This is a genomic window from Acinetobacter sp. CIP 102136 (assembly GCF_000369685.1).
GTDB classification, from domain to species: Bacteria; Pseudomonadota; Gammaproteobacteria; order Pseudomonadales; family Moraxellaceae; genus Acinetobacter; species Acinetobacter fasciculus.
This window is the reverse complement of the sequence record NZ_KB850140.1, coordinates 32227-51876: the sequence shown is the minus strand read 5'-3', so window position 1 is coordinate 51876 and position 19650 is coordinate 32227. Positions and strand designations below refer to the sequence as shown.

Here is a 19650-nt window from a genome sequence, read left to right as displayed (position 1 = left end):
TTTCATGTCACATTCCGGTCAGTTTTGCTATGTTATGTTTTAATCAAGCAATTCAACAACAATAGAGGACGTCAGCATGGCAGCAATCAAGACCCGCGAAATTCATTATACTGCGCAGGATGGCAGCTCATTCATTGGTTATTTTGCCGCACCAGAAACAGATAAACCTGTTGCCGGTGTATTGGTCGCGCCAGAATGGTGGGGTCGGAATGAATATACCGAACAGCGTGCCCGTGAACTTGCAGAACATGGCTATGCGGCCTTGGCCATGGACATGTATGGTGACAAAAAAGTCACGACCAATTCTGATCAGGCATATCAGTGGATGATGCAGACTTTTGCAGATCCTGACACCATCGTCAACCGTGCAACAGCAGCCTTGAATGCTTTGGCAGCGCAGGATGAAGTTAATCCCGAAAAACTCGCTGCGATTGGTTTCTGCTACGGCGGCAAAGTTGTGCTGGATCTGGCCCGTTCTAATGCCCCATTAAAAGCAGTCGCGACTTTCCATGCCAATCTGTCTCCGAAAGCACCTGCTCAGGAAGGTCAGGTACAGGCGGAAATCCTGGTGCTACATGGCGAACTGGACAGTATGGTGACGCTGGATGATGTGGCCAGTTTCCGTGAGGAAATGCATGCTGCCAAAGTCGAGCATGAAGTAATTGTTTTTGAAAATGCCAAACATGGCTTTAGCAACCCGCTTGCGGATGAACGGGCCAAGGCCAATGGTGTGGATCTTGGTTACAATGCAGAAGCGGAACGAAAAAGCCTGGCAGCGATGTATGCCTTGCTAGACCGTCATTTGGCATAAATAGAAACAACTATCCGGCTTGTTCACAGGCTGAATATTTTAGATACTTCATGAAGAGAAGAAGATAAATCCTACCAGAGGAGAATGTGTATGATGGCTGAAACCAACTGCCCCTACTGCAATTTTGACGAATATGATGTCATTGCCAAAAATGATTATGGTGTGGTGTTGCCTGAACCGAATTCATTATCCGAAGGTCACTGTGTGATCATTCCATTGCGGCATGTGGCCTCGTTTTTCGAAGTGACCGATAAAGAACGTAAAAGTTTGATGTCTTTACTGGAACAGGCACGTAATGAACTGCAATTACGTTACCAGCCTGCCGGTTTTCATGTCGGCTTTATTGATGGTGAAGTATTTCAGGAAAAAGTAGAACATCTGCATATTCATATTATTCCGCGTTATGCAGGCAAGGCCTTGAAGCTGGATGAACGCTGGGGCATTAGCGACTAGATCTGTTCTGTTTGAAAAAATAAATGCTCTCCGGAGCATTTATTCTTATGAAAACAATATTCTATTTCAGTAGCTTCACATCTGCGTTTTTATCTTACTTTTCACATTCCCACCCTGCTGATTCCGCTATACTAGCTGCTGCTTATTCGGTTGCTAGGTGTTCATGTTTGTATTTTCAGATGCCCTGTTGGAATGGTTTGATGTGCATGGTCGTCACGACTTGCCCTGGCAGGTGACCGATGATCCCTATAAAGTCTGGGTCTCTGAAATCATGCTGCAGCAAACCCAGGTCAAAACTGTACTGCAATATTTTGAGCGATTTATCCAGCGTTTTCCAACTGTTCAGGACTTGGGTCAAGCCTCATGGGATGAGGTCGCACCCTACTGGGCAGGTCTGGGCTATTATGCCCGCGCCCGCAATCTGCATAAAGCTGCTGGCATCGTGACGGCACAGCAGCAGTTTCCTCAAACCCTGGAAGAATGGATGGCCTTGCCCGGCATTGGGCGTTCTACTGCTGGTGCCCTGATGTCACTCGGTTTACGTCAATATGGCGTAATCATGGATGGCAATGTCAAACGGGTATTGTCACGTTTCTTTGCTATTGAAGATGATCTGTCCAAACAGGTGCATGAGCGTGCCTTATGGCAACTGGCGGAACAGCTCTGTCCTATCGAGCGCAATCATGACTATACCCAGGCAATTATGGATCTGGGCGCGACCGTATGTACCCCGAAAAAGCCTTTGTGTCTGTATTGTCCGATGCAGCAGCATTGCAAGGCTCATCAGCAAGGACTGGAAAATGAATTGCCTTTCAAGAAGGTCAAAAAACCGGTTCCGGTACGCTCTGCTCAGGTCTTGCTAATCCAGTCCGGTACAGACTGGCTTTGGCAACAACGTCCCAATAGCGGTCTTTGGGGCGGTCTCTGGTGTCTGCCGATTATTGAAAATGAACATGAATTGGAACAGCGATGCCAACAGCTGAGCCTTAAAAATATCGTCAAAAAGACCCAGATTAGCCACAGTTTTACCCATTTTACCTGGCACCTTGAAGCGATTGTTTTTGCAGTAGAACAGGATCAGCAGGAACATCTGGCGATTGAACTGCAAGGCTGCTGGATGAGTCCGCAAACAGCAACCGAGGCCGGTATTCCGACTGCCATGAAAAAATTGATCACTAGCGTCAATCTGTGACATAGTCTGGACAAAGCAAAATATCGATCAGCTCAACATGAGCATTGCCAATATTTAAGGATGAATAAAGTGCGCCAATACCTTGCTTTGACGTGGATTGCTTTGATTGCTGTGCTGCTTGCTGCATGTAGCAGTACACCAAAAAAATCCCCTGCTGTACAGCTCAACCCTATCCTCGTGCAAAAACTGAAAAGTATGCGAGTGCCGTCCTCTCTGCCAGTCCCGGTGGCACGCATACAAGCACGTGAGTTAACAGATACCTGGGGTGCTTCGCGCAGTCGCGGACGCCTGCATGAAGGTATTGATATCATGGCTCCACGTGGAACCAAAGTCTTTAGCGCGACTGAGGGTCTGATTGCAGATTTACGTAACAACAATTTGGGTGGTAAAGTAGTCTGGATTCTAGGTCCAGGCGGCTCCTGGCATTATTATGCACATCTGGATGGCCATAAGCGTGGCTTAAAAGTCGGCGACTATGTCAAAAAAGGCCAGCTGATCGGTTATGTCGGCAATAGCGGCAATGCCCGGCATACTGCTCCCCATCTGCATTATGGAATCTATTTACAGGGCAAGGGCCGCGGTGTGGTCAACCCTTATCCCTATTTACGTTAATTTTAGGATATTTACATGTCAGAAGCGTTGATCAATCGTCTGGTAGAATTTGCTGAATCAGGCAATCAACAAAAAATTGTATTGAATGGTCAAACTTACCAGGGCTGGGTGATGGAAATTACCGATGACGCGCTTCTGATTAGTACCGGTTATGCCGACAAGGCCGGTAAAGACATGTGGATTCAATTTAGTGATCTGAATCAGGCTGAACTGTCTTACTGGGACAATCAGCAGGATCAGTGGACTATTTTTAAATTATAAAAGCATAAAAATAAGGAGCATCGCATGACTGTGCAACGCTGTGGCTGGTGCTCCAATGATCCGCTATATATCACCTATCATGATCAAGAATGGGGACAGACACAGTATGATGAAGCACGGCTGTTTGAAATGCTGTGCCTTGAAGGTCAGCAGGCCGGTTTAGCCTGGATTACTGTCCTCAGAAAGCGTGAAGCGTATCGTGAACATTTTTTTCAATATTCTATTCAATCTATCGCCTCACTTACAGATCAACAACTTCAACTAAAACTTGAAGATGCTAGCCTGATACGGCATCGTGGCAAGCTGAATGCCATTCGGGAAAATGCCCAAGCCTGGCTGAAACTGCAACAGCAAGGGATCAATCTTGTGGAATGGCTCTGGTCTTTTGCCCAGCAACCGCGACTGAATAATGATGTTGTGGATTATCGGCAAGCACCCGCACAGACCATTGAGAGCCAGCAGATGTCTAAAGCCCTTAAACAGGCCGGTTTTAAATTTGTCGGGCCCACCATTTGCTATGCCTTTATGCAGGCTGTTGGTATGGTCGATGACCATGAAAATCATTGTGAATTTAAAACAATATCCCCGCATTTACATAAGAGCTGAAATCATGTCGAATAATATTATTCAAGCTTATGCAGCCATGTCCGCAGGTGCGGAACTCGAACCATATCAGTTTGATGCCGGAGAACTGCAGCCGCGTCAGGTCGAAGTGAAAGTAGAATACTGCGGCCTCTGTCATTCCGATATTTCAGTGATCAATAATGACTGGGGTTCATCCGTCTATCCAGTCGTGGCTGGACACGAAATTATTGGCACCATCACCCATCTGGGTGTAGAAGCCAAAGGCCTGAAAGTTGGGCAACGGGTGGGTATCGGCTGGACAGCGGAAAGCTGCCAATATTGCGATCCTTGTATTTCGGGCCAGCAGGTACTGTGTACTGGCGGTCAGGTGGCTACCATTGTCGGACATGCCGGTGGTTTTGCCGACAAAGTGCGTGCCGGCTGGCAATGGGTCATTCCTCTACCTGAAGATCTTGATCCTGAAAGTACCGGCCCCCTGCTCTGTGGCGGGATTACCGTATTTGATCCAATCCTGAAACATCAGATTCAAGCTATTCATCATGTTGGCGTGATCGGGATTGGTGGTTTAGGTCATATCGCGATTAAATTGCTCAAAGCTTGGGGCTGCGAGATTACCGCTTTCACTTCAAATCTGGATAAAACCGATGAGCTGAAAGCCATGGGCGCTGACCATGTGGTGAACAGTCGTGATGTCGCTGCATTAAAAGCCCAGCGTGGCAAGTTTGATTTATTACTGAGTACTGTCAATGTTACCTTGAACTGGCAGGCTTATCTGGCAACTTTGGCGCCGAATGGCACTGTGCATATGCTAGGTTTACCACTTGAGCCGATGCAGATTCCGGCTGGCATGCTGATTGGCGGAGCTAAATCAGTCACCGGTTCACCGACAGGTTCACCGGCGGCATTACGTCAGTTACTCCAATTTGCTGCACGTAAAAATATTGCCCCACAAATTGAAGTTTTCCCGATGTCACAACTGAATCAGGCGATTGAACATCTGCATTCTGGCAAAGCTCGTTACCGGATTGTACTTAAAGCGGATCTTACAGCTTAAATCCTGCCTATTTTTAGCCGTTAAAAAGACCCAGCAATTGGGTAATGCCAGTCAGTTAAGAAATTGACTGGCATTTTCTTTTTTAAATTCAGGATTATATTTAATAGGTGGGAAAGTCATCCGCAACTGTTCGAGGCAGGACTACATTAAAAAATGATTGTTTCTGCGACAAATTTACTAATGGATGCTGGCTGACGAGTTTTGTGGGGAGGACTATTGCTCTGCAAGATGCCTTCCTGGCGAAGCTCCGCTTATCATTTGAGCGAAACCAAAATAACAAATGATATTGCAAATATTTGATTTAAAAAGTTAAAAATTTCTCGTGAACGACTGAAAAGTTAAAGAAACTATTTCTAAATTCCTTAACTGATCAGCATTACAGCAATTGGGTCTTTTTTATCAAATGGAGCGTAAAATGCTGTCTTTCAGGTCAGAGATATAAGAGACACGACATGAAATGTCGTTTAATTTTTAAGAATCAATAATTTTAATTTAACATGAGCTAATATAAGCCTATGAAAACACTTAAATTACGCATAAAAGACAAACATTGCAAGGTGCTAAATCAGTTAGCATCCGAGGTGAACTTTGTCTGGAATTATGTGAATGATTTAAGTTTCAAACACCTTACAAGAACAGGTGACTTTTTCTCAGCATTTGATATGACTAAATACACAAAAGGAACTTCAAAACTGTGTGGTTTGCATAGTCAAACAGTACAAGGGATAACAGAAGAATATGTTAATAAAAGAAGACAGCACAAGAAAGCAAAGCTGAAATGGCGTGTAAGTAATAAGAAGTCGGCAAGACGTTCACTTGGTTGGATACCATTTAAAAAAGTAGCGATTAAATATGCTGATGGATATGTGCAATATGGCAAGTATCAATTCAAACTGTGGGATAGCTACGGTATAAGTAAATACAGCGTTAGAACAGGCTCATTCGTTGAGGATAGTCGTGGGCGCTGGTACGTGTGCCTTGTTGTCGATTCACCCAAGCAAGACAAACCAACTGTAACTCAAGCGATTGGTATTGATCTTGGTCTAAAAGACATTGCTACCTGTTCAGATGGTACGGTCATTTCAAATCCCAAGTTCTATCAAAAATACGAGCAGAAATTAGGGATTGCTCAAAGAGCAAAAAATAAAAAACGTGTACGTGCATTTCACGCCAAGATTGCGAATTGTCGAAAAGACCATTTGCACAAAGCAAGCACCATGCTTGTGAAAGAAAATGCATTGATTATTGTTGGTGATCTGAGTGCCAAGAAACTTGTAAAAACCAAAATGGCAAAATCGGTTTTAGATACAGGGTTTTCAGCACTTAAAACAATGCTCAAGTATAAATGCGAGAACGCAGGGGTATTGTTTGAAGAAGTGAGTGAGAGGTTCACAACCCAAATCTGTTCGTGCTGTGGTGAGATCACCGCAAGCAGTCCGAAAGGTAGAGCAGATTTGCGAATAAGAGTATGGGAATGTGAATGCGGTAGTTTAAATCAACGTGATTTAAATTCTGCTAAGAACATACTTGCGCTTGGGCATAAGCGTCTAGCAGTAGGAATCACCTCCGTTTTAGGGATGTGAGGATGTCAATGCAGGGCTTCAGGCAAGACCGCAATAGGTGAAGGCTTGGCCAGCTCGGTCTTCATTTTCTGCAGCATCTGATAAGGCTGCTGTTGCACAAACATATTTACGAAGGTCAAAGGAATGGAACCTTCCGGATTGGCATAACCATAGGTTGAAACCTTGACCTTATTATTAGCCAGTTTCTGAAAAGTCCAGTCGCCCTGATAATCAGTTAAACGCACATAATCCGGGTTTAAAGGATAGCCACTCTGGATGGCTTTATTCTTGATGGTGATCTGACCATTGGTTTCCTTGATCATCTTGCCCTGTACAATCAGGTCACGGTCTCTTAAGGGAAATGGAAAATCCAGCACCATATACAGGGTAAAGTCACCTTTTTTATCATCGCGGGACAGGACCTTGATGCTACCCATATAGGGAACCCATTGCACGGCATGCTCGACATTCAGAATCAGGGACACGGCATTTTCAACGGGCGCAGTATAGGTGGTTTCAGCTTTATAGAGAAAGACCGGGTTTTGTTCATTCTGGTAAGTCCAGACCTTGATATTATTTTTATGAATACTGAGTTTAGGCGTCCCGACAGGCTTTGCCTGTGCAATGGCACCAAGCGCCACTGCACAGAGCAGGAAAATCATTTTTTGCATTTTTTATTCGTCTTATTTTAGTTTTATACTTTTTTATAAATGATTTTGACTTGGTTTTAAACCTGAATATCGTTAAAACCAAGCACGTCTTTCATATCATATTTACGCGCTTCACGGCCCACCACCCAGGCAGCAGCACGTACTGCACCGCTCGCAAAGTTCATGCGGTTAGTCGCTTTATGAGTAATTTCCACACGTTCCCCATCGGCAATAAACATTGCAGTATGTTCACCGACAATATCGCCACCGCGAATGGTCTGGAAGCCAATGCTCTTACGCTCACGCGGCCCGGTATGACCTTCACGGCAATACACTGCATCTTCTTTCAGGTCACGACCCAAAGTTTCCGCAATCGCCTCACCCCACATTAAAGCTGTACCCGATGGCGCATCTACTTTGTGACGGTGATGTGCTTCAATCACTTCGATATCAACCGTATCGCCAAATACTTTAGAGGCCAGTTCAAGCAGTTTGATCGAAACGTTCACACCCACTGAATAATTCGCTGCATAAACTACAGGAGTTTCCGTCGCAGATTGATCGAGATAGGCTTTTTGCTCATCATTCATACCCGTCGTACCAATCACGATGGCGACACCGGCTTCACGGCAAATTTTCAGATGATTGACGGTCGCTGTTGGCGCAGTGAAATCAATCACGACATCACAGTCTTTGACTACATCGGTAAGGCTACCCACGACCTTAACACCTGTTGCGCCAATTCCGGCAAGTTCGCCAGCATCTGCGCCTAATAGTGTACTTTCAGGGCGTTCTACCGCAGCCGCCAATTGATAACCTGCTTCATGCACAGCCTGAATAAGGATACGCCCCATACGACCGCCTGCACCCAAGATCCCAATGCGTGGTGTAGCTGACATAACATAGTCCTGATGTTGATCCAAAATTGCTCTTACTATAGCAAAACTGCGGAATAACACTAAGATGCATTGCATAAAAATCAATGAAAATACTCAAAGATCGAAATCACTGATATTGATAAGAGTTTCAATCCGGTCTTTGGAATTATGGGCTAGATCTCATCCAGGTCGTCGGATATGGATCAATAGCACGCATGAACCTAACCCTCTTCAAAAAGCAGCTTTCAAATCAGATGAAGAACATTCAAGCTTCGGGGGCAGATTAGGATCGTCTAGAGTTTTTATTGTCTTTCAATTCAGCTCAGCTTATCTCTCACTGAAGCGATGAACCTAAGTCACTTAGGAATGATCTATACGATTTTGAAAATTTTTCCACTTAAGGTACTTTGAAAGCACATTTCAAAACTGGGACGAATATCTTCACCATCTACAGTGATATGTTTTATATTGGAATGAGATTGTGTTTTAGAAAAATGATGATCGACTGTTGCTTGAATAGCCTGTTGAGCCCCAAACTGATCCTTTACACTGATACTTTGTTTAAGCATATCTATACCTTTAATAATAGTTAAAGTGGCAAAATATCCACTAAAAATTTGATGTTTGTTAATTTTATCTTTAAATAACTTTATGATTTAGCTTAAATAATTGATTTAGAGAAGTATAGAATGTACGGCCATCTAAGTTTAAATCTACCTCAACTCCAGAGGAAAGAAGAACTCTTTTACCCACTTCAATTCTTTTTAAACCCTGACGTGTATTTTGCATTTTATTGAGAGGAATTAACGAAACAATAATTTCAGTACCATTTTTAGATTTTGCAATTAAATCATTTATTTTTAACAACTTGAATCCTGTTTTTCTAAAGATTTTTCCAATTTGGAAAATAACTTAAAATTAAATTTGAACGATAAAAAAAGCACTTATTAAGTGCTTTTTTTTACTGTTTATTCTTACTTAGATAGCAACAATATTTACAGCATTCGGTCCTTTTTGACCTTGAGCTACACTGAATTCAACCAGTTGGCCTTCCATTAAGGTTTTAAAACCTGAACTGGCGATTTCGCTGAAATGAGCAAAAACATCTGGACCTGATTCTTGTTGAATAAAACCAAAACCTTTAGTTTCGTTGAACCACTTTACAGTACCTTTAACAACATTTGAGTTTGACATAATATATCCTACTAATTTTTTAATAATTTTTAGTCAATTTATTGACTGAATATAACTTTGAAATAATAAAGAATGAGACTTAAAATCTGAAAAAAACGAAGGATTATGACTAAAACTGCGATACTTAAAGAAGATTTACCGAAACAAGACTTTTTTCTAGTTAAGTTAACTATACACGAAAAATTTAATTAATCAAGTTTTCTTATATATATATTTATTTTATTTATTAAAAAATGAAATTTTAAAAATTTATAGTGATTTCAATAAGATTAAGCTTTCATTGTCATGATAACAAAATAAGAGTAATCTGCTGTACTGGTAAATTTGATAAGTAATGAATGCGATTATATAGCTCTGTAATAACAATATTGGCCTTTTTAATTTCGGGAATGATGCTTTTTTCTCACTTACAAAATATCTATCACCCTCCAAATTTGGACTCATACTTTCTATTTAGATAATGAAATATAAAAATAGAAACCGCTTTTTAGGCGGTTTCTGTTTTTAAGCGATACCTATCAACTAATAAATAGCATCTTCTAATCTAGAGTATCTTATCTACATAATAAAAAAGGACGCCTCAGCGTCCTCTTTTACTTTCACTCAATTAATCAAACAAGCGATCAAAGAATGATTTTTTCTTTGGTGAGGACTTGCTGTCTTCCCCATCCATGGTTTCTTGCAGTTCTTTTAACAGTTCACGTTGACGTGCACTTAAATTCACTGGAGTTTCCACCACAATACGGCACAGCAAGTCACCTTGCATGCTGGTACGTACCGGTTTAACACCCTTACCACGTAAGCGGAACAATTTACCCGTTTGCGTACCTTCAGGAATTTTCAAGCTAACACGACCATCCAGCGTAGGAATCTGAACTTCCTTACCTAAGGCTGCATCAGCAATCGATACCGGCACATCCATATACAGATCAGCGCCATCACGCTGGAAGATTTCGTGCTCACGCACCACCACTTCTACGTACAAGTCACCTGACTGACCATCACGGATTGCTTCACCCTTACCGGTCAAGCGTACGCGGTCGCCATTGTCCACGCCCGCAGGAATAGTGACTTCCAAGGTTTGCTGACGATCTGACACCCCTGAACCATGACATTTATTACATGGGTTCTTGATGATCTTGCCCTGACCGCGACAGGTACTACAGGTTTGCTGTACCGAGAAGAAACCTTGCTGCATACGCACTTGACCCGCACCATGACAGGTACGGCAGGTTTCCACATCGTTTGGATTTTTTGAACCTTTACCATCACAGGCATCACACGGTGCCGGTGCAGTAAAGGTAATGGTTTTCTTGACGCCTTTGACCGCTTCTTCCAGAGTCAGTTCCATCACATAGCGTAAGTCCGAACCACGGCGTGCACGTTGCTGGCCACGACCACCGCCGCCACCAAAAGCACCACCGAAAATATCACCGAACTGGTTGAAAATGTCTTCTGCGCTGAAACCACCGCCGAAGCCGCCACCGCCGCCCATACCACCCTCAAAGGCCTGGTGGCCCATACGGTCGTACATGCTGCGCTTTTCACCATCAGAGAGCACTTCATAGGCCTCTGCTGCTTCTTTGAATTTCTCTTCAGCTTCAGCATTATCCGGGTTACGGTCTGGATGATATTTCATCGCCAACTTACGGTAGGCTTTTTTGATTTCATCATCACTAGCGGTTTTAGCGACGCCCAAAACCTCATAATAATCACGTTTAGCCATGTCTGGCGATGCTCCTCACGGAATTTTATTTAATATTCAACTGAGGTCTGAAATTGGGGTCAAACCGAGTTTTACAAGGGGAAATATGAAAAAAATTATACGCTTTAGAACACAGCTTTGTTTTGAGAGAATTTATGGATGCCTTTAAACCAGGCATTGATCAGGAAAATAAAAGCAATAAAGCTGAAAATCACTCCGGTCACCACACAGGCTTTGACCCATAACTGGCTGTCCCAGGCAAAGAAAAACAGGGGAATAAACCACAGCGCAGCGAAGATCGCCAAAATGGTATAAATCACGATATTGCGCATGATCCACAGCGCCTGTGCCTGTAACCAGACCTCGGCATAATCAACTTGAGCGACTTTACGTGCGAACCAGTAGGCCAATAGTCCACTAAACAGGGTAAATAAGGCCAAAAACATGAAGACATAAGCCATCGCTACGGAACGTCGCATCTTGGTTAATGTATCTTGAGTCATGTTCGGTTCAACCTCGTTACCGTATTGGCAGCTCGGCCAATGCAGCAATTACTTATTTTTTTAAATTATAAAAATCTCAGGTGCTACTATATTGAAAATTTCCGAATTTCGCACCTGAAATTATGACAAATTTAAACAGAATTTAAACTTTTTTCACTTTAAACCACTGTGCATATAGTGCAGGCAGGAAAAACAGGGTTAATAATGTTGCCACAATCAACCCCCCCATAATTGCCACTGCCATCGGCCCGAAAAAAATACTCCGCGACAAAGGAATCATAGCCAGTACAGCAGCCAGTGCGGTTAATACAATCGGACGACAACGGCGTACCGTGGCATTGATGATGGCATCCCACTGCGACTCTCCGGCCTGAATATCCTGCTCGATCTGGTCAATCAGAATGAGCGAATTGCGCATAATCATTCCCGATAATGCAATCGTTCCGAGCATCGCAACAAAACCGAAAGGTTTATTGAAAATTAACAGGAATAACACCACTCCGATAATGCCCAAAGGTGCAGTCAGGAACACAATAAAGGCCCTTGAGATGCTCTTGAGCTGAATCATCAATAAAGTCATGACGACTGCGAGGAATAAAGGCATGCCGGCATTCACCGAGTTCTGCCCGCGAGCAGATTCTTCAACAGTACCCCCCACTTGCAGCAGATAGCCATTCGGCAGCTCTGCCCGGATTTTTTCCAGTGGCTCTTTGAGTTCATTGACCACAGTAGCGGGCTGCAACTTACTACGAATATCGGCACGCACAGTAATGGTCGGCAAGCGGTTACGATGCCAGATCAGACCTTCCTCAAAGCTGTATTCTATTTTGGCCAGCTGCGCCAAAGGTACCGAGGGACCACGTGACGTCGGTATCGCCAGACTGCTTAAAGAAGCGACATCAACGCGTTCAGCCTGAGCACCACGCAAACGGATCTCGATCAGTTCACGTTTTTCACGATACTGATCAATGCCGGCCCCCAAAATCGAGCTGTTGAGTACATTGGCCAGTTCACTGCTGCTCACCCCCAACTGACGGGCACGATCCTGATCAATCTGCAATTTGATGACTTTGCTCGGCTCGCCCCAATCCAGATGTACATTGGTGGTATTTGGATTTTCTCCCACGGTGGCTGCAACTTTCTGCGCCCATTCACGGACTAATTCTAGGTCTTCACCCGATACCCGGAACTGTAGTGGATAGCCCACAGGCGGGCCATTTTCTAGCAAGGACACCCGGGTACGGACTTCTGGCAATAACTTTCGAATCTGGTCACTTAAGGATTTGCGGATTTCATTACGGTCTTCCAGCGATGAAGCCAATACCACAAACTGGGCAAAACTGGTTTGCGGCAACTGCTGATCGAGCGGTAAATAGAAACGCGGCGATCCCATCCCGACATAGGCCACATAGTTATCAATCCCCTCTTGTTTTGATAAAAAGGCTTCGACTTTTTTTACTGCAGCTTCAGTGGCTTTCAGTGATGCACCTTCTTCAAGTTTGAGATCCACCAGAATTTCAGCCCGGTTCGAGGGCGGAAAAAACTGCTGCGGCACCAGTTTAAACATTAAAATAGACAGGATAAAAATTCCGACCGTGGCAGCAATGACAGTTTTACGATAGGTCACACAGGCATTGACCCAACGACGAAAGCTCTGATAAAACCGGGTTTGATAAGGGTCATAATGTTCACCGGCATGATGCACAATCGGCTGAGGTTCTGGCTGTTTGCGTAGACGTGCCCAGAGACGCTGATACCACGGCGCTTTCTGAATTAAATCCTTGTTGAAATCCGGCAGAAGTTTATCGCCTAAATATGGCACAAACAGTACCGCGGCAATCCAGGACACCAGCAATGCAATGGTCACCACCTGGAAAATGGAACGGGTATATTCCCCGGTACTCGAAGCTGCAGTGGCGATCGGCAGAAAACCGGCAGCGGTAATCAGGGTCCCGGTCAGCATAGGAAAAGCCGTGGTGCGCCAGGCATGCCCGGCCGCCTGTAAACGGCTATAACCCTGCTCCATTTTAATCGCCATCATTTCAATCGCGATAATGGCATCATCGACTAGCAGACCGAGGGCCAGAATCAGCGCCCCCAAGGAAATTTTATGCAGTCCGACATCAAACAGCTGCATACCGGCAAAGGTCATGGCCAGCACCAGCGGAATCGAGAAAGCCACCACCAGACCGGTCCGGAAACCGAGCGAGAAAAAACTGACCAGCAATACGATAATCACCGCTTCTGCCAGCACTTTCATAAATTCGTTAATACTGCGTTTAACTGCCACCGGCTGATCGGAGACTTTTTGCAGCTCCATGCCGAGTGGCAGAGCTTTTTGCAGGCGGGCGAATTCCTGTTCCAGATTTTTACCCAAGGCAATGATGTCCCCACCCTTGCGCATCGATACAGCAATACCAATGCCGTTTTCGCCCATAAAGCGCATCCGGGGCTGTGCCGGATCACTAAAGCCTCGATAGACTTCTGCGACATCTCCCAGCTGAATAGTTTTGCCATTGACCAGCAGCGGCATCTGTCTTAATTCTTCAACACTGTTTAATGCACCACTGACCCGCACCTGAATCCGGTCTGAACCGGTTTCAAAAAAACCGGACTGGGTGGTGGCATTTTGCTGCTGCAGGGCTTGCTGAATCGCCATGACTGGAACGCCCAGCTGAATGGCCTTGGTATTGGAAATCTCAATCCAGATTTTCTGGTCTTGTAGGCCAATCAGCTCAACTTTGGCAACATCTTTGACCCGTTGCAGTTGCAGCTGTAAGCGGTCGGCGTATTCCTTGAGGGTCGCATAGTCAAAATCTTTACCCTTGAGCACATAAATATTGCCAAAGGTGTCGCCAAATTCATCATTAAAGAACGGCCCTTGTACCCCTTGTGGCAATTCATGCCGGATATCGCCCACCTTCTTGCGCACGTTATACCAGACATCAGCGACATCTTTCGAAGCCAGGGAATCCTTGGCAACAAAAGTCACCATGGATTCACCCGGACGCGAATAGGCCATGATGCGGTCATACTGTCCCGTGGTCATCAGTTCCTTTTCAATCCGGTCAGTGACCTGTAGGGATACTTCTTTGGCACTGGCACCCGGCCAGTAAGTCTGGATCACCATGACTTTAAAGGTAAAAGGCGGATCTTCACTTTGTGACAGTTTGGAATAAGAGACGATGCCGATCAGACCCAGCAGGATCATGAAATACAGCACCAGACCTTTATTTTTTAACGCCCATTCCGACAGGTTAAAGTTCATGCTTAACTCCCTGCCTGAATGGTCACACGACGGTTTTCACGATCAATCGGATTGATTTTTTGCTGGTTACGCAGCAGATGTACGCCGCCAATCACCACATAGTCTTCCGGCTTCAGGCCACTGAATACAGGAACACTGTCCCGGCCATAGGCACCGAGCTGGACCGGGACTTTACGTAAGGTATGATCCGGCTGGACCACCATGACATAAGCCTGCTGATCCGTTGCCGAGACACTAGATAGCGGCACACTGAGCATATTATCGCGGCTGTGCTGAAAAAATACCCGGGCACTTTGTCCCAGCTGGATCTGGCCATTGCCTTCACGTAAGGAAACTTTAACCCTGAAGGTACGCGACTGGTCTGCTGCCGGTGAAATCTCGCGAACAAAAGCGGCAAATTTTTCTTCAGGTTTGGACCATAATGTCACTGTAGCTGCCTGTCCAACCTTGATCTCCGAAATAGCCTGTTCCGGTACGCCAATTACCACTTCACGCTCACCGGCAATCGCCAGTTCATACGCCGCCTGCCCGGCAGCCACCACCTGTCCTGTTTCTATATTGCGTGCAGTGATCACGCCGTTTCTGGTGGCAATCAGCTGGTTATAAGCAGTCTGGTTTTTAGCGGTATCGTAGTTGGATTGTGCCTGTTTCAGATTTGATAGGGCGGTCTTGTACTGGTTTTCGATCGCGTCATATTGTGAGCGGCTCACGGCATTGGATGGCAATAACTGCTTGAAACGTTGTAATTCATCCTGAGCAATCTTAGTAGCAGACTGCGCGCTTTCCAGCTGGGCACGTGCTGCATTCAGCTGCAGCTGGGCATCTTTGACATCCAGAGTTGCCAGGACTTGCCCGGCTTTGACCTGGTCACCCACATCAGCGAAGCGCTGGGTCACCTGCCCAGCGACCCGAAATGCCAGCGCCGTTTGCTGGCGTGCCTGCACATCACCGGCATAACTTTTTAATTCATGCTGTGAAGTGGTGGGTGTCGCCACCATGACAAAGGGAACTTCCTGTTGTGCTGCAGCAGTATCTTTGCTGCACCCGCTTAAAGTCACGCTGCAAAGCACCACCATGCCAGCCAATACGCTGTAAATCCTGCTCATCTTATTCGCTCTTATCTGATCGTCTTTTTTAGGGCAAACTATGCTGATATATTGAATTGCTTGTTTTTTAATTAATATACCATCCGGTACACTAATTAAAACTCAAGCTTCAAAGCAATGACCGTATTGACTTTTTTGGAAGAAATTGTGCAAATACCTGTAGGACGACCCAAGGATCTGGAAAAGCGTCAGCGCATCCTCAGCGTGGCCAAAGCGCTGTTTTTAGCGCATGGCTATCATGCCTCCAGCATGAACCAGATTGCACGTGAGGCAGGTGTGACCAAGCTGACGGTGTATAACCATTTTCAGGACAAGGCGACCCTGTTTAGCTGTGCGATTGAGGATACCTGTGAAGCCATTCTGCATGAACATCCTCAGCTCTTGCAGCCGAGCAGTGACTTTGCGCAGGAGTTTTATCAGGCCTGTCAGCGCGCTTTAAATATTATTAATTTACCAGAAGCGATCAAGCTGGACCTGTTACTGATGGAACTGGCCTCGCAGCAAAGTCCTCTGGCAGAACAGTTTTATGAGGCCTCGCATAGCAAACTGGATGCAGTCTGGAATGATTTCTTTGCTCTGGCCCAACAGTACAGCTTTATTCAGGTCGATCTTCCAGAAAAACAGACCGAGCTGATCGTGTCCCTGCTGACCGGAACCCGTCATCAGAAAATCCTGCTGGGTCTCAGCCCTCCCCCTTCAAGCGCAGAACAGCAACAGATCATTAGCGAGGCCATTGAACTGTTTATGCTGAAATATGCTCTGCCTGACTAAAGCCTTCTCTTAGGATCGAGCACCGATAACCATATGTGGCCTAAAATTTGCTAAAAAAGCAGCCAATGCTCTGCAACTTTTGTATCTAAGGGACTTGGATTGTCATGCAGTCGCGGTATAGTCAAAGCATGCATGTGAGGGAATAAAAAATGATTCAACAGATTGATGCACCACTACGCGAAGACGTACGCTTACTGGGTAATTTGCTTGGGGAAACCTTAAAATTACATGCCGGGCAGGATTTGTTTAATCAGATCGAGCAGATCCGTGCCCTATCCAAAGGCGCTCGCGATGGACAGGTCGAAGCAGAAAAACAACTGGAACAACTATTTTTGAGTCTAGAAGATGCAGAAATCCTGCCGCTGACCCGCGCCTTTACCCACTTTTTAAACTTTGCCAATATTGCCGAACAATATCATGTGGTACGTCGTCGCCGTCAGAGCGAGTTTGATGACACTGCAGAATCGCCCAATCCTCTGGTGCCTTTATTTGAAAAATTTAAACAGCAGGAGATTTCTGCCGATACGCTGTATCAGCAAATCTGTGAACTGAAAATTGAACTGGTTCTGACCGCGCATCCCACAGAAGTCAGCCGCCGTACCCTGATTCAAAAATATGACGGTATCAATAATGCCCTGTCCAAATTTGACCAGCAGAAACTGACTCCACGTGAACGTCAGGCAGTTCTGGCCGATCTGAAACAGCTGATCAGCTCCGCCTGGCAAACCGATGAAATCCGTCAGCATCGCCCGACTCCGATCGATGAAGCCAAATGGGGTTTTACCACCATTGAGCAAACCTTATGGAATGCAGTACCGAAATTTATCCGTGAACTAAATGGCATGGTGCAAGCGCAATGTGGCCAGAACCTGCCCTTAGATGTCGCACCCGTACGTTTTGCCTCATGGATGGGTGGTGACCGCGACGGCAACCCGAATGTGACCCATACCGTCACCCAGGAAGTGCTGTGGCTGTCGCGCTGGAAAGCAGCCGACCTTTATGTACGCGATATTGAAAACCTGCGCTGGGAACTGTCTATCCAGCAATGTAGCCCGGAAATTTCCGAAGCCTTGGGCCAGCCCCATCCTGAACCCTACCGTGAATATTTACGTGACACCCGTACCCGCCTGAAAGCCACACGGCACTGGCTGGCAGAAAAATTAAAAGGCAATGATGCCGATGACAGTCTGGTGATTAAAAGTAAAGACGAACTTTTACAGCCACTCCTGACCTGCTACCGTTCGCTGATGGACTGCAATCTGGCCGAAATTGCCAATGGCAGCCTGCTGGACTTTATTTACCGGGTCAACAGTTTTGGGATCGAACTGCTAAAACTGGATATCCGTCAGGAATCGGGTCGTCACCGTCAGGCGATTTCTGCGATTACCGAATATTTAGGACTGGGGAATTTTGAAACCTGGACTGAACAGGCACGGCAAAACTTTTTACTGCAAGAGCTGCAAAGCAAACGTCCGTTGCTGCCAAAACATCTGAATGAGCCAGCAGGCAGCCTGATTGAACATCCGGATGTACAGGAAGTGTTTGCCACCATGCGTACGCTAGCCGAGCAACCGAGCGAATCTCTGGGTGCTTATATCATCTCGATGGCGGAATATCCAAGTGATGTGCTGGCGGTTTTATTGCTACAGAAAGAAGCCGGCATCAAGCAGGCGCTACGGGTGGTTCCCCTGTTTGAAACCTTAAAAGATCTGGATAGCGCAGCCGCAACCATGTCGACCCTGTTCAATATGCACTGGTACAAACAGCATATTCAGGGCAAACATGAGGTCATGATTGGCTATTCGGATTCTGCCAAGGATGCTGGTTTTATGTCGGCCAACTGGGCCCAATATCGTGCCCAGGAAGAACTGACCGCAGTTGCCCAACAACATGGCGTGCAATTGACCCTGTTCCATGGTCGTGGCGGTTCAATTAGCCGTGGCGGTGCGCCAACCCAGCAGGCACTCTTCTCTCAACCGCCAGGGTCGATTTCAGGTGCGATCCGGGTGACTGAACAGGGCGAAATGATCCGTTTCAAATTCGGTCTGGAAGAAATCGCCCTGCAGAATCTGGAAATTTATACCGCTGCAACACTGGAAGCGACCTTACTCCCGCCACCTGAACCCAAACAGGAATGGCGCGACTTGATGCATCAAATGACCGAGCTATCGGTGCAGGTCTATCGCCAGACCGTCCGGGAAAATCCGCATTTTGTGAAATACCTGCGTACCGTCACGCCAGAACTTGAACTGCAAATGCTGCCACTGGGTTCACGGCCGGCGAAACGTAAAGTCAGTGGTGGGATTGAATCACTGCGAGCGATTCCCTGGGTCTTTGCCTGGACCCAGATTCGCCTGATGTTACCGGCCTGGCTCGGTACCGGTGCTGCATTAAATGCGGTACTGGATCAGGGACAACGCACGGTACTGGATGAGATGCTGGCAGAGTGGCCGTATTTTCAGACCCTGATTGATATGCTGGAAATGGTACTGTCCAAAGCCGATGCCAATGTGGCGCTATATTATGAATCGCATTTGACTCAGGATGAAGATCTTAAAGTTCTGGGAACAGAACTGCGTCAGCGTTTGCAGGATGCTGTACAAACCCTGTTGAGCTTAAAAGGCGAATCGAAACTCCTGAGCAGTAACGGTGTACTGGATCAGTCGATGAAAGTACGTAAACCCTATTTGTTACCACTGCACTTACTGCAAGCTGAACTGATGAAACGTCGCCGTTTATATCTGGAACAGCAGCAGGCTGAAAATACCCCGGTCGATCATGCCTTAATGGTCAGCATTGCCGGCATTGCAGCCGGTTTACGTAATACCGGCTGATTTTTCGCCCTCGCATTCAAAGCACATCCTGGTGATGTGCTTTTTTTGTACATGAATTGGCCAAAACCACTCACTGCATCGTATTTTTTATAACTAAAATAACAAATCTTTATGAGTGAATTTTAAGCATAGCTATATGATTAATCCACTGATTTAACGCTACTTTTATATTAAAAATATTTACCAATTGATAAAAAATAAATAAAAGTCA

Annotated in this window: 19 protein-coding genes; 10 read left to right on the top strand and 9 right to left on the bottom strand. The window is 45.6% G+C overall.

Annotation, left to right across the window (positions count from 1 at the left end):
• Positions 1–76 precede the first annotated feature (76 nt).
• The 8 genes from F893_RS00485 (at position 77) to F893_RS00450 (ending at position 6551) form a co-directional block, all read left to right on the top strand.
• A complete protein-coding gene (locus tag F893_RS00485; RefSeq protein WP_005249524.1) occupies positions 77–811 on the top strand; it encodes a dienelactone hydrolase family protein in 735 nt (244 codons plus the stop codon).
• Between the two features lie 93 nt (positions 812–904).
• Positions 905–1264 (top strand): HIT family protein, encoded by a 360-nt coding sequence (locus tag F893_RS00480; protein ID WP_034435735.1) that lies wholly within the window; start codon positions 905–907, stop codon positions 1262–1264.
• A 163-nt stretch (positions 1265–1427) separates the two neighbouring features.
• Positions 1428–2456 carry an A/G-specific adenine glycosylase gene (gene mutY, locus F893_RS00475; protein WP_005249522.1) on the top strand — a complete coding sequence of 343 codons (1029 nt, stop codon included), beginning with the start codon at positions 1428–1430 and terminating at the stop codon, positions 2454–2456.
• A 69-nt stretch (positions 2457–2525) separates the two neighbouring features.
• Positions 2526–3068: a M23 family metallopeptidase gene (locus tag F893_RS00470; RefSeq protein WP_005249520.1), complete on the top strand. Its 543-nt coding sequence runs from the start codon at positions 2526–2528 to the stop codon at positions 3066–3068.
• 15 nt (positions 3069–3083) lie between these two features.
• A complete protein-coding gene (locus F893_RS00465; protein ID WP_005249519.1) occupies positions 3084–3329 on the top strand; it encodes a hypothetical protein in 246 nt (81 codons plus the stop codon).
• 24 nt (positions 3330–3353) lie between these two features.
• On the top strand, positions 3354–3935 hold the full coding sequence (locus F893_RS00460) for a DNA-3-methyladenine glycosylase I (protein ID WP_005249518.1): 582 nt from the start codon (positions 3354–3356) through the stop codon (positions 3933–3935).
• A 4-nt stretch (positions 3936–3939) separates the two neighbouring features.
• A complete protein-coding gene (ahr, locus tag F893_RS00455) occupies positions 3940–4968 on the top strand; it encodes an NADPH-dependent aldehyde reductase Ahr (protein WP_005249517.1) in 1029 nt (342 codons plus the stop codon).
• Between the two features lie 515 nt (positions 4969–5483).
• A complete protein-coding gene (locus F893_RS00450; RefSeq protein ID WP_004728901.1) occupies positions 5484–6551 on the top strand; it encodes an RNA-guided endonuclease InsQ/TnpB family protein in 1068 nt (355 codons plus the stop codon).
• A 5-nt stretch (positions 6552–6556) separates the two neighbouring features.
• Here the strand turns inward: F893_RS00450 and F893_RS00445 are convergent, their stop codons facing one another.
• The 9 genes from F893_RS00445 to F893_RS00405 form a co-directional block, all read right to left on the bottom strand.
• On the bottom strand, positions 6557–7201 hold the full coding sequence (locus F893_RS00445) for an START domain-containing protein (protein WP_005249516.1): 645 nt from the start codon (positions 7199–7201) through the stop codon (positions 6557–6559).
• Between the two features lie 56 nt (positions 7202–7257).
• Positions 7258–8079: a 4-hydroxy-tetrahydrodipicolinate reductase gene (gene dapB / locus F893_RS00440; RefSeq protein WP_005249515.1), complete on the bottom strand. Its 822-nt coding sequence runs from the start codon at positions 8077–8079 to the stop codon at positions 7258–7260.
• A gap of 350 nt (positions 8080–8429) precedes the next feature.
• On the bottom strand, positions 8430–8627 hold the full coding sequence (locus F893_RS00435; protein ID WP_004728908.1) for a hypothetical protein: 198 nt from the start codon (positions 8625–8627) through the stop codon (positions 8430–8432).
• Between the two features lie 70 nt (positions 8628–8697).
• The gene (locus F893_RS00430) at positions 8698–8925 is read right to left on the bottom strand and encodes a hypothetical protein (protein ID WP_004647679.1); all 228 of its coding nucleotides are present in this window, start codon (positions 8923–8925) and stop codon (positions 8698–8700) included.
• Positions 8926–9036: 111 nt separating this feature from the next.
• Complete coding sequence (locus F893_RS00425) at positions 9037–9252, bottom strand: cold-shock protein (RefSeq protein WP_004280856.1); 216 nt, start codon at positions 9250–9252, stop codon at positions 9037–9039.
• Positions 9253–9859: 607 nt separating this feature from the next.
• Complete coding sequence (gene dnaJ, locus F893_RS00420; protein ID WP_004280855.1) at positions 9860–10978, bottom strand: molecular chaperone DnaJ; 1119 nt, start codon at positions 10976–10978, stop codon at positions 9860–9862.
• Positions 10979–11082: 104 nt separating this feature from the next.
• The gene (locus F893_RS00415; protein ID WP_005249514.1) at positions 11083–11460 is read right to left on the bottom strand and encodes a hypothetical protein; all 378 of its coding nucleotides are present in this window, start codon (positions 11458–11460) and stop codon (positions 11083–11085) included.
• 142 nt (positions 11461–11602) lie between these two features.
• A complete protein-coding gene (locus tag F893_RS00410; RefSeq protein ID WP_005249513.1) occupies positions 11603–14728 on the bottom strand; it encodes an efflux RND transporter permease subunit in 3126 nt (1041 codons plus the stop codon).
• 2 nt (positions 14729–14730) lie between these two features.
• A complete protein-coding gene (locus F893_RS00405; protein ID WP_005249511.1) occupies positions 14731–15834 on the bottom strand; it encodes an efflux RND transporter periplasmic adaptor subunit in 1104 nt (367 codons plus the stop codon).
• Positions 15835–15981: 147 nt separating this feature from the next.
• Between F893_RS00405 and F893_RS00400 the strand changes: the two genes are divergently transcribed.
• Entirely contained in the window at positions 15982–16605 is a 624-nt protein-coding gene (locus tag F893_RS00400; RefSeq protein WP_005268199.1) for a TetR/AcrR family transcriptional regulator, read from the top strand.
• A gap of 149 nt (positions 16606–16754) precedes the next feature.
• Positions 16755–19439: a phosphoenolpyruvate carboxylase gene (gene ppc, locus F893_RS00395; protein ID WP_005249509.1), complete on the top strand. Its 2685-nt coding sequence runs from the start codon at positions 16755–16757 to the stop codon at positions 19437–19439.
• Positions 19440–19650 lie beyond the last annotated feature (211 nt).

Bases quoted from the DNA above. Each gene is read 5' to 3' on its own strand.
- F893_RS00485 (WP_005249524.1), top strand. From the start codon at position 77: ATGGCAGCAATCAAGACCCGCGAAATTCATTATACTGCGCAGGATGGC.
- F893_RS00480 (WP_034435735.1), top strand. From the start codon at position 905: ATGGCTGAAACCAACTGCCCCTACTGCAATTTTGACGAATATGATGTC.
- mutY (WP_005249522.1), top strand. From the start codon at position 1,428: ATGTTTGTATTTTCAGATGCCCTGTTGGAATGGTTTGATGTGCATGGT.
- F893_RS00465 (WP_005249519.1), top strand. From the start codon at position 3,084: ATGTCAGAAGCGTTGATCAATCGTCTGGTAGAATTTGCTGAATCAGGC.
- F893_RS00460 (WP_005249518.1), top strand. From the start codon at position 3,354: ATGACTGTGCAACGCTGTGGCTGGTGCTCCAATGATCCGCTATATATC.
- ahr (WP_005249517.1), top strand. From the start codon at position 3,940: ATGTCGAATAATATTATTCAAGCTTATGCAGCCATGTCCGCAGGTGCG.
- F893_RS00450 (WP_004728901.1), top strand. From the start codon at position 5,484: ATGAAAACACTTAAATTACGCATAAAAGACAAACATTGCAAGGTGCTA.
- F893_RS00445 (WP_005249516.1), bottom strand. From the start codon at position 7,201: ATGCAAAAAATGATTTTCCTGCTCTGTGCAGTGGCGCTTGGTGCCATT.
- dapB (WP_005249515.1), bottom strand. From the start codon at position 8,079: ATGTCAGCTACACCACGCATTGGGATCTTGGGTGCAGGCGGTCGTATG.
- F893_RS00435 (WP_004728908.1), bottom strand. From the start codon at position 8,627: ATGCTTAAACAAAGTATCAGTGTAAAGGATCAGTTTGGGGCTCAACAG.
- F893_RS00425 (WP_004280856.1), bottom strand. From the start codon at position 9,252: ATGTCAAACTCAAATGTTGTTAAAGGTACTGTAAAGTGGTTCAACGAA.
- dnaJ (WP_004280855.1), bottom strand. From the start codon at position 10,978: ATGGCTAAACGTGATTATTATGAGGTTTTGGGCGTCGCTAAAACCGCT.
- F893_RS00415 (WP_005249514.1), bottom strand. From the start codon at position 11,460: ATGACTCAAGATACATTAACCAAGATGCGACGTTCCGTAGCGATGGCT.
- F893_RS00410 (WP_005249513.1), bottom strand. From the start codon at position 14,728: ATGAACTTTAACCTGTCGGAATGGGCGTTAAAAAATAAAGGTCTGGTG.
- F893_RS00405 (WP_005249511.1), bottom strand. From the start codon at position 15,834: ATGAGCAGGATTTACAGCGTATTGGCTGGCATGGTGGTGCTTTGCAGC.
- ppc (WP_005249509.1), top strand. From the start codon at position 16,755: ATGATTCAACAGATTGATGCACCACTACGCGAAGACGTACGCTTACTG.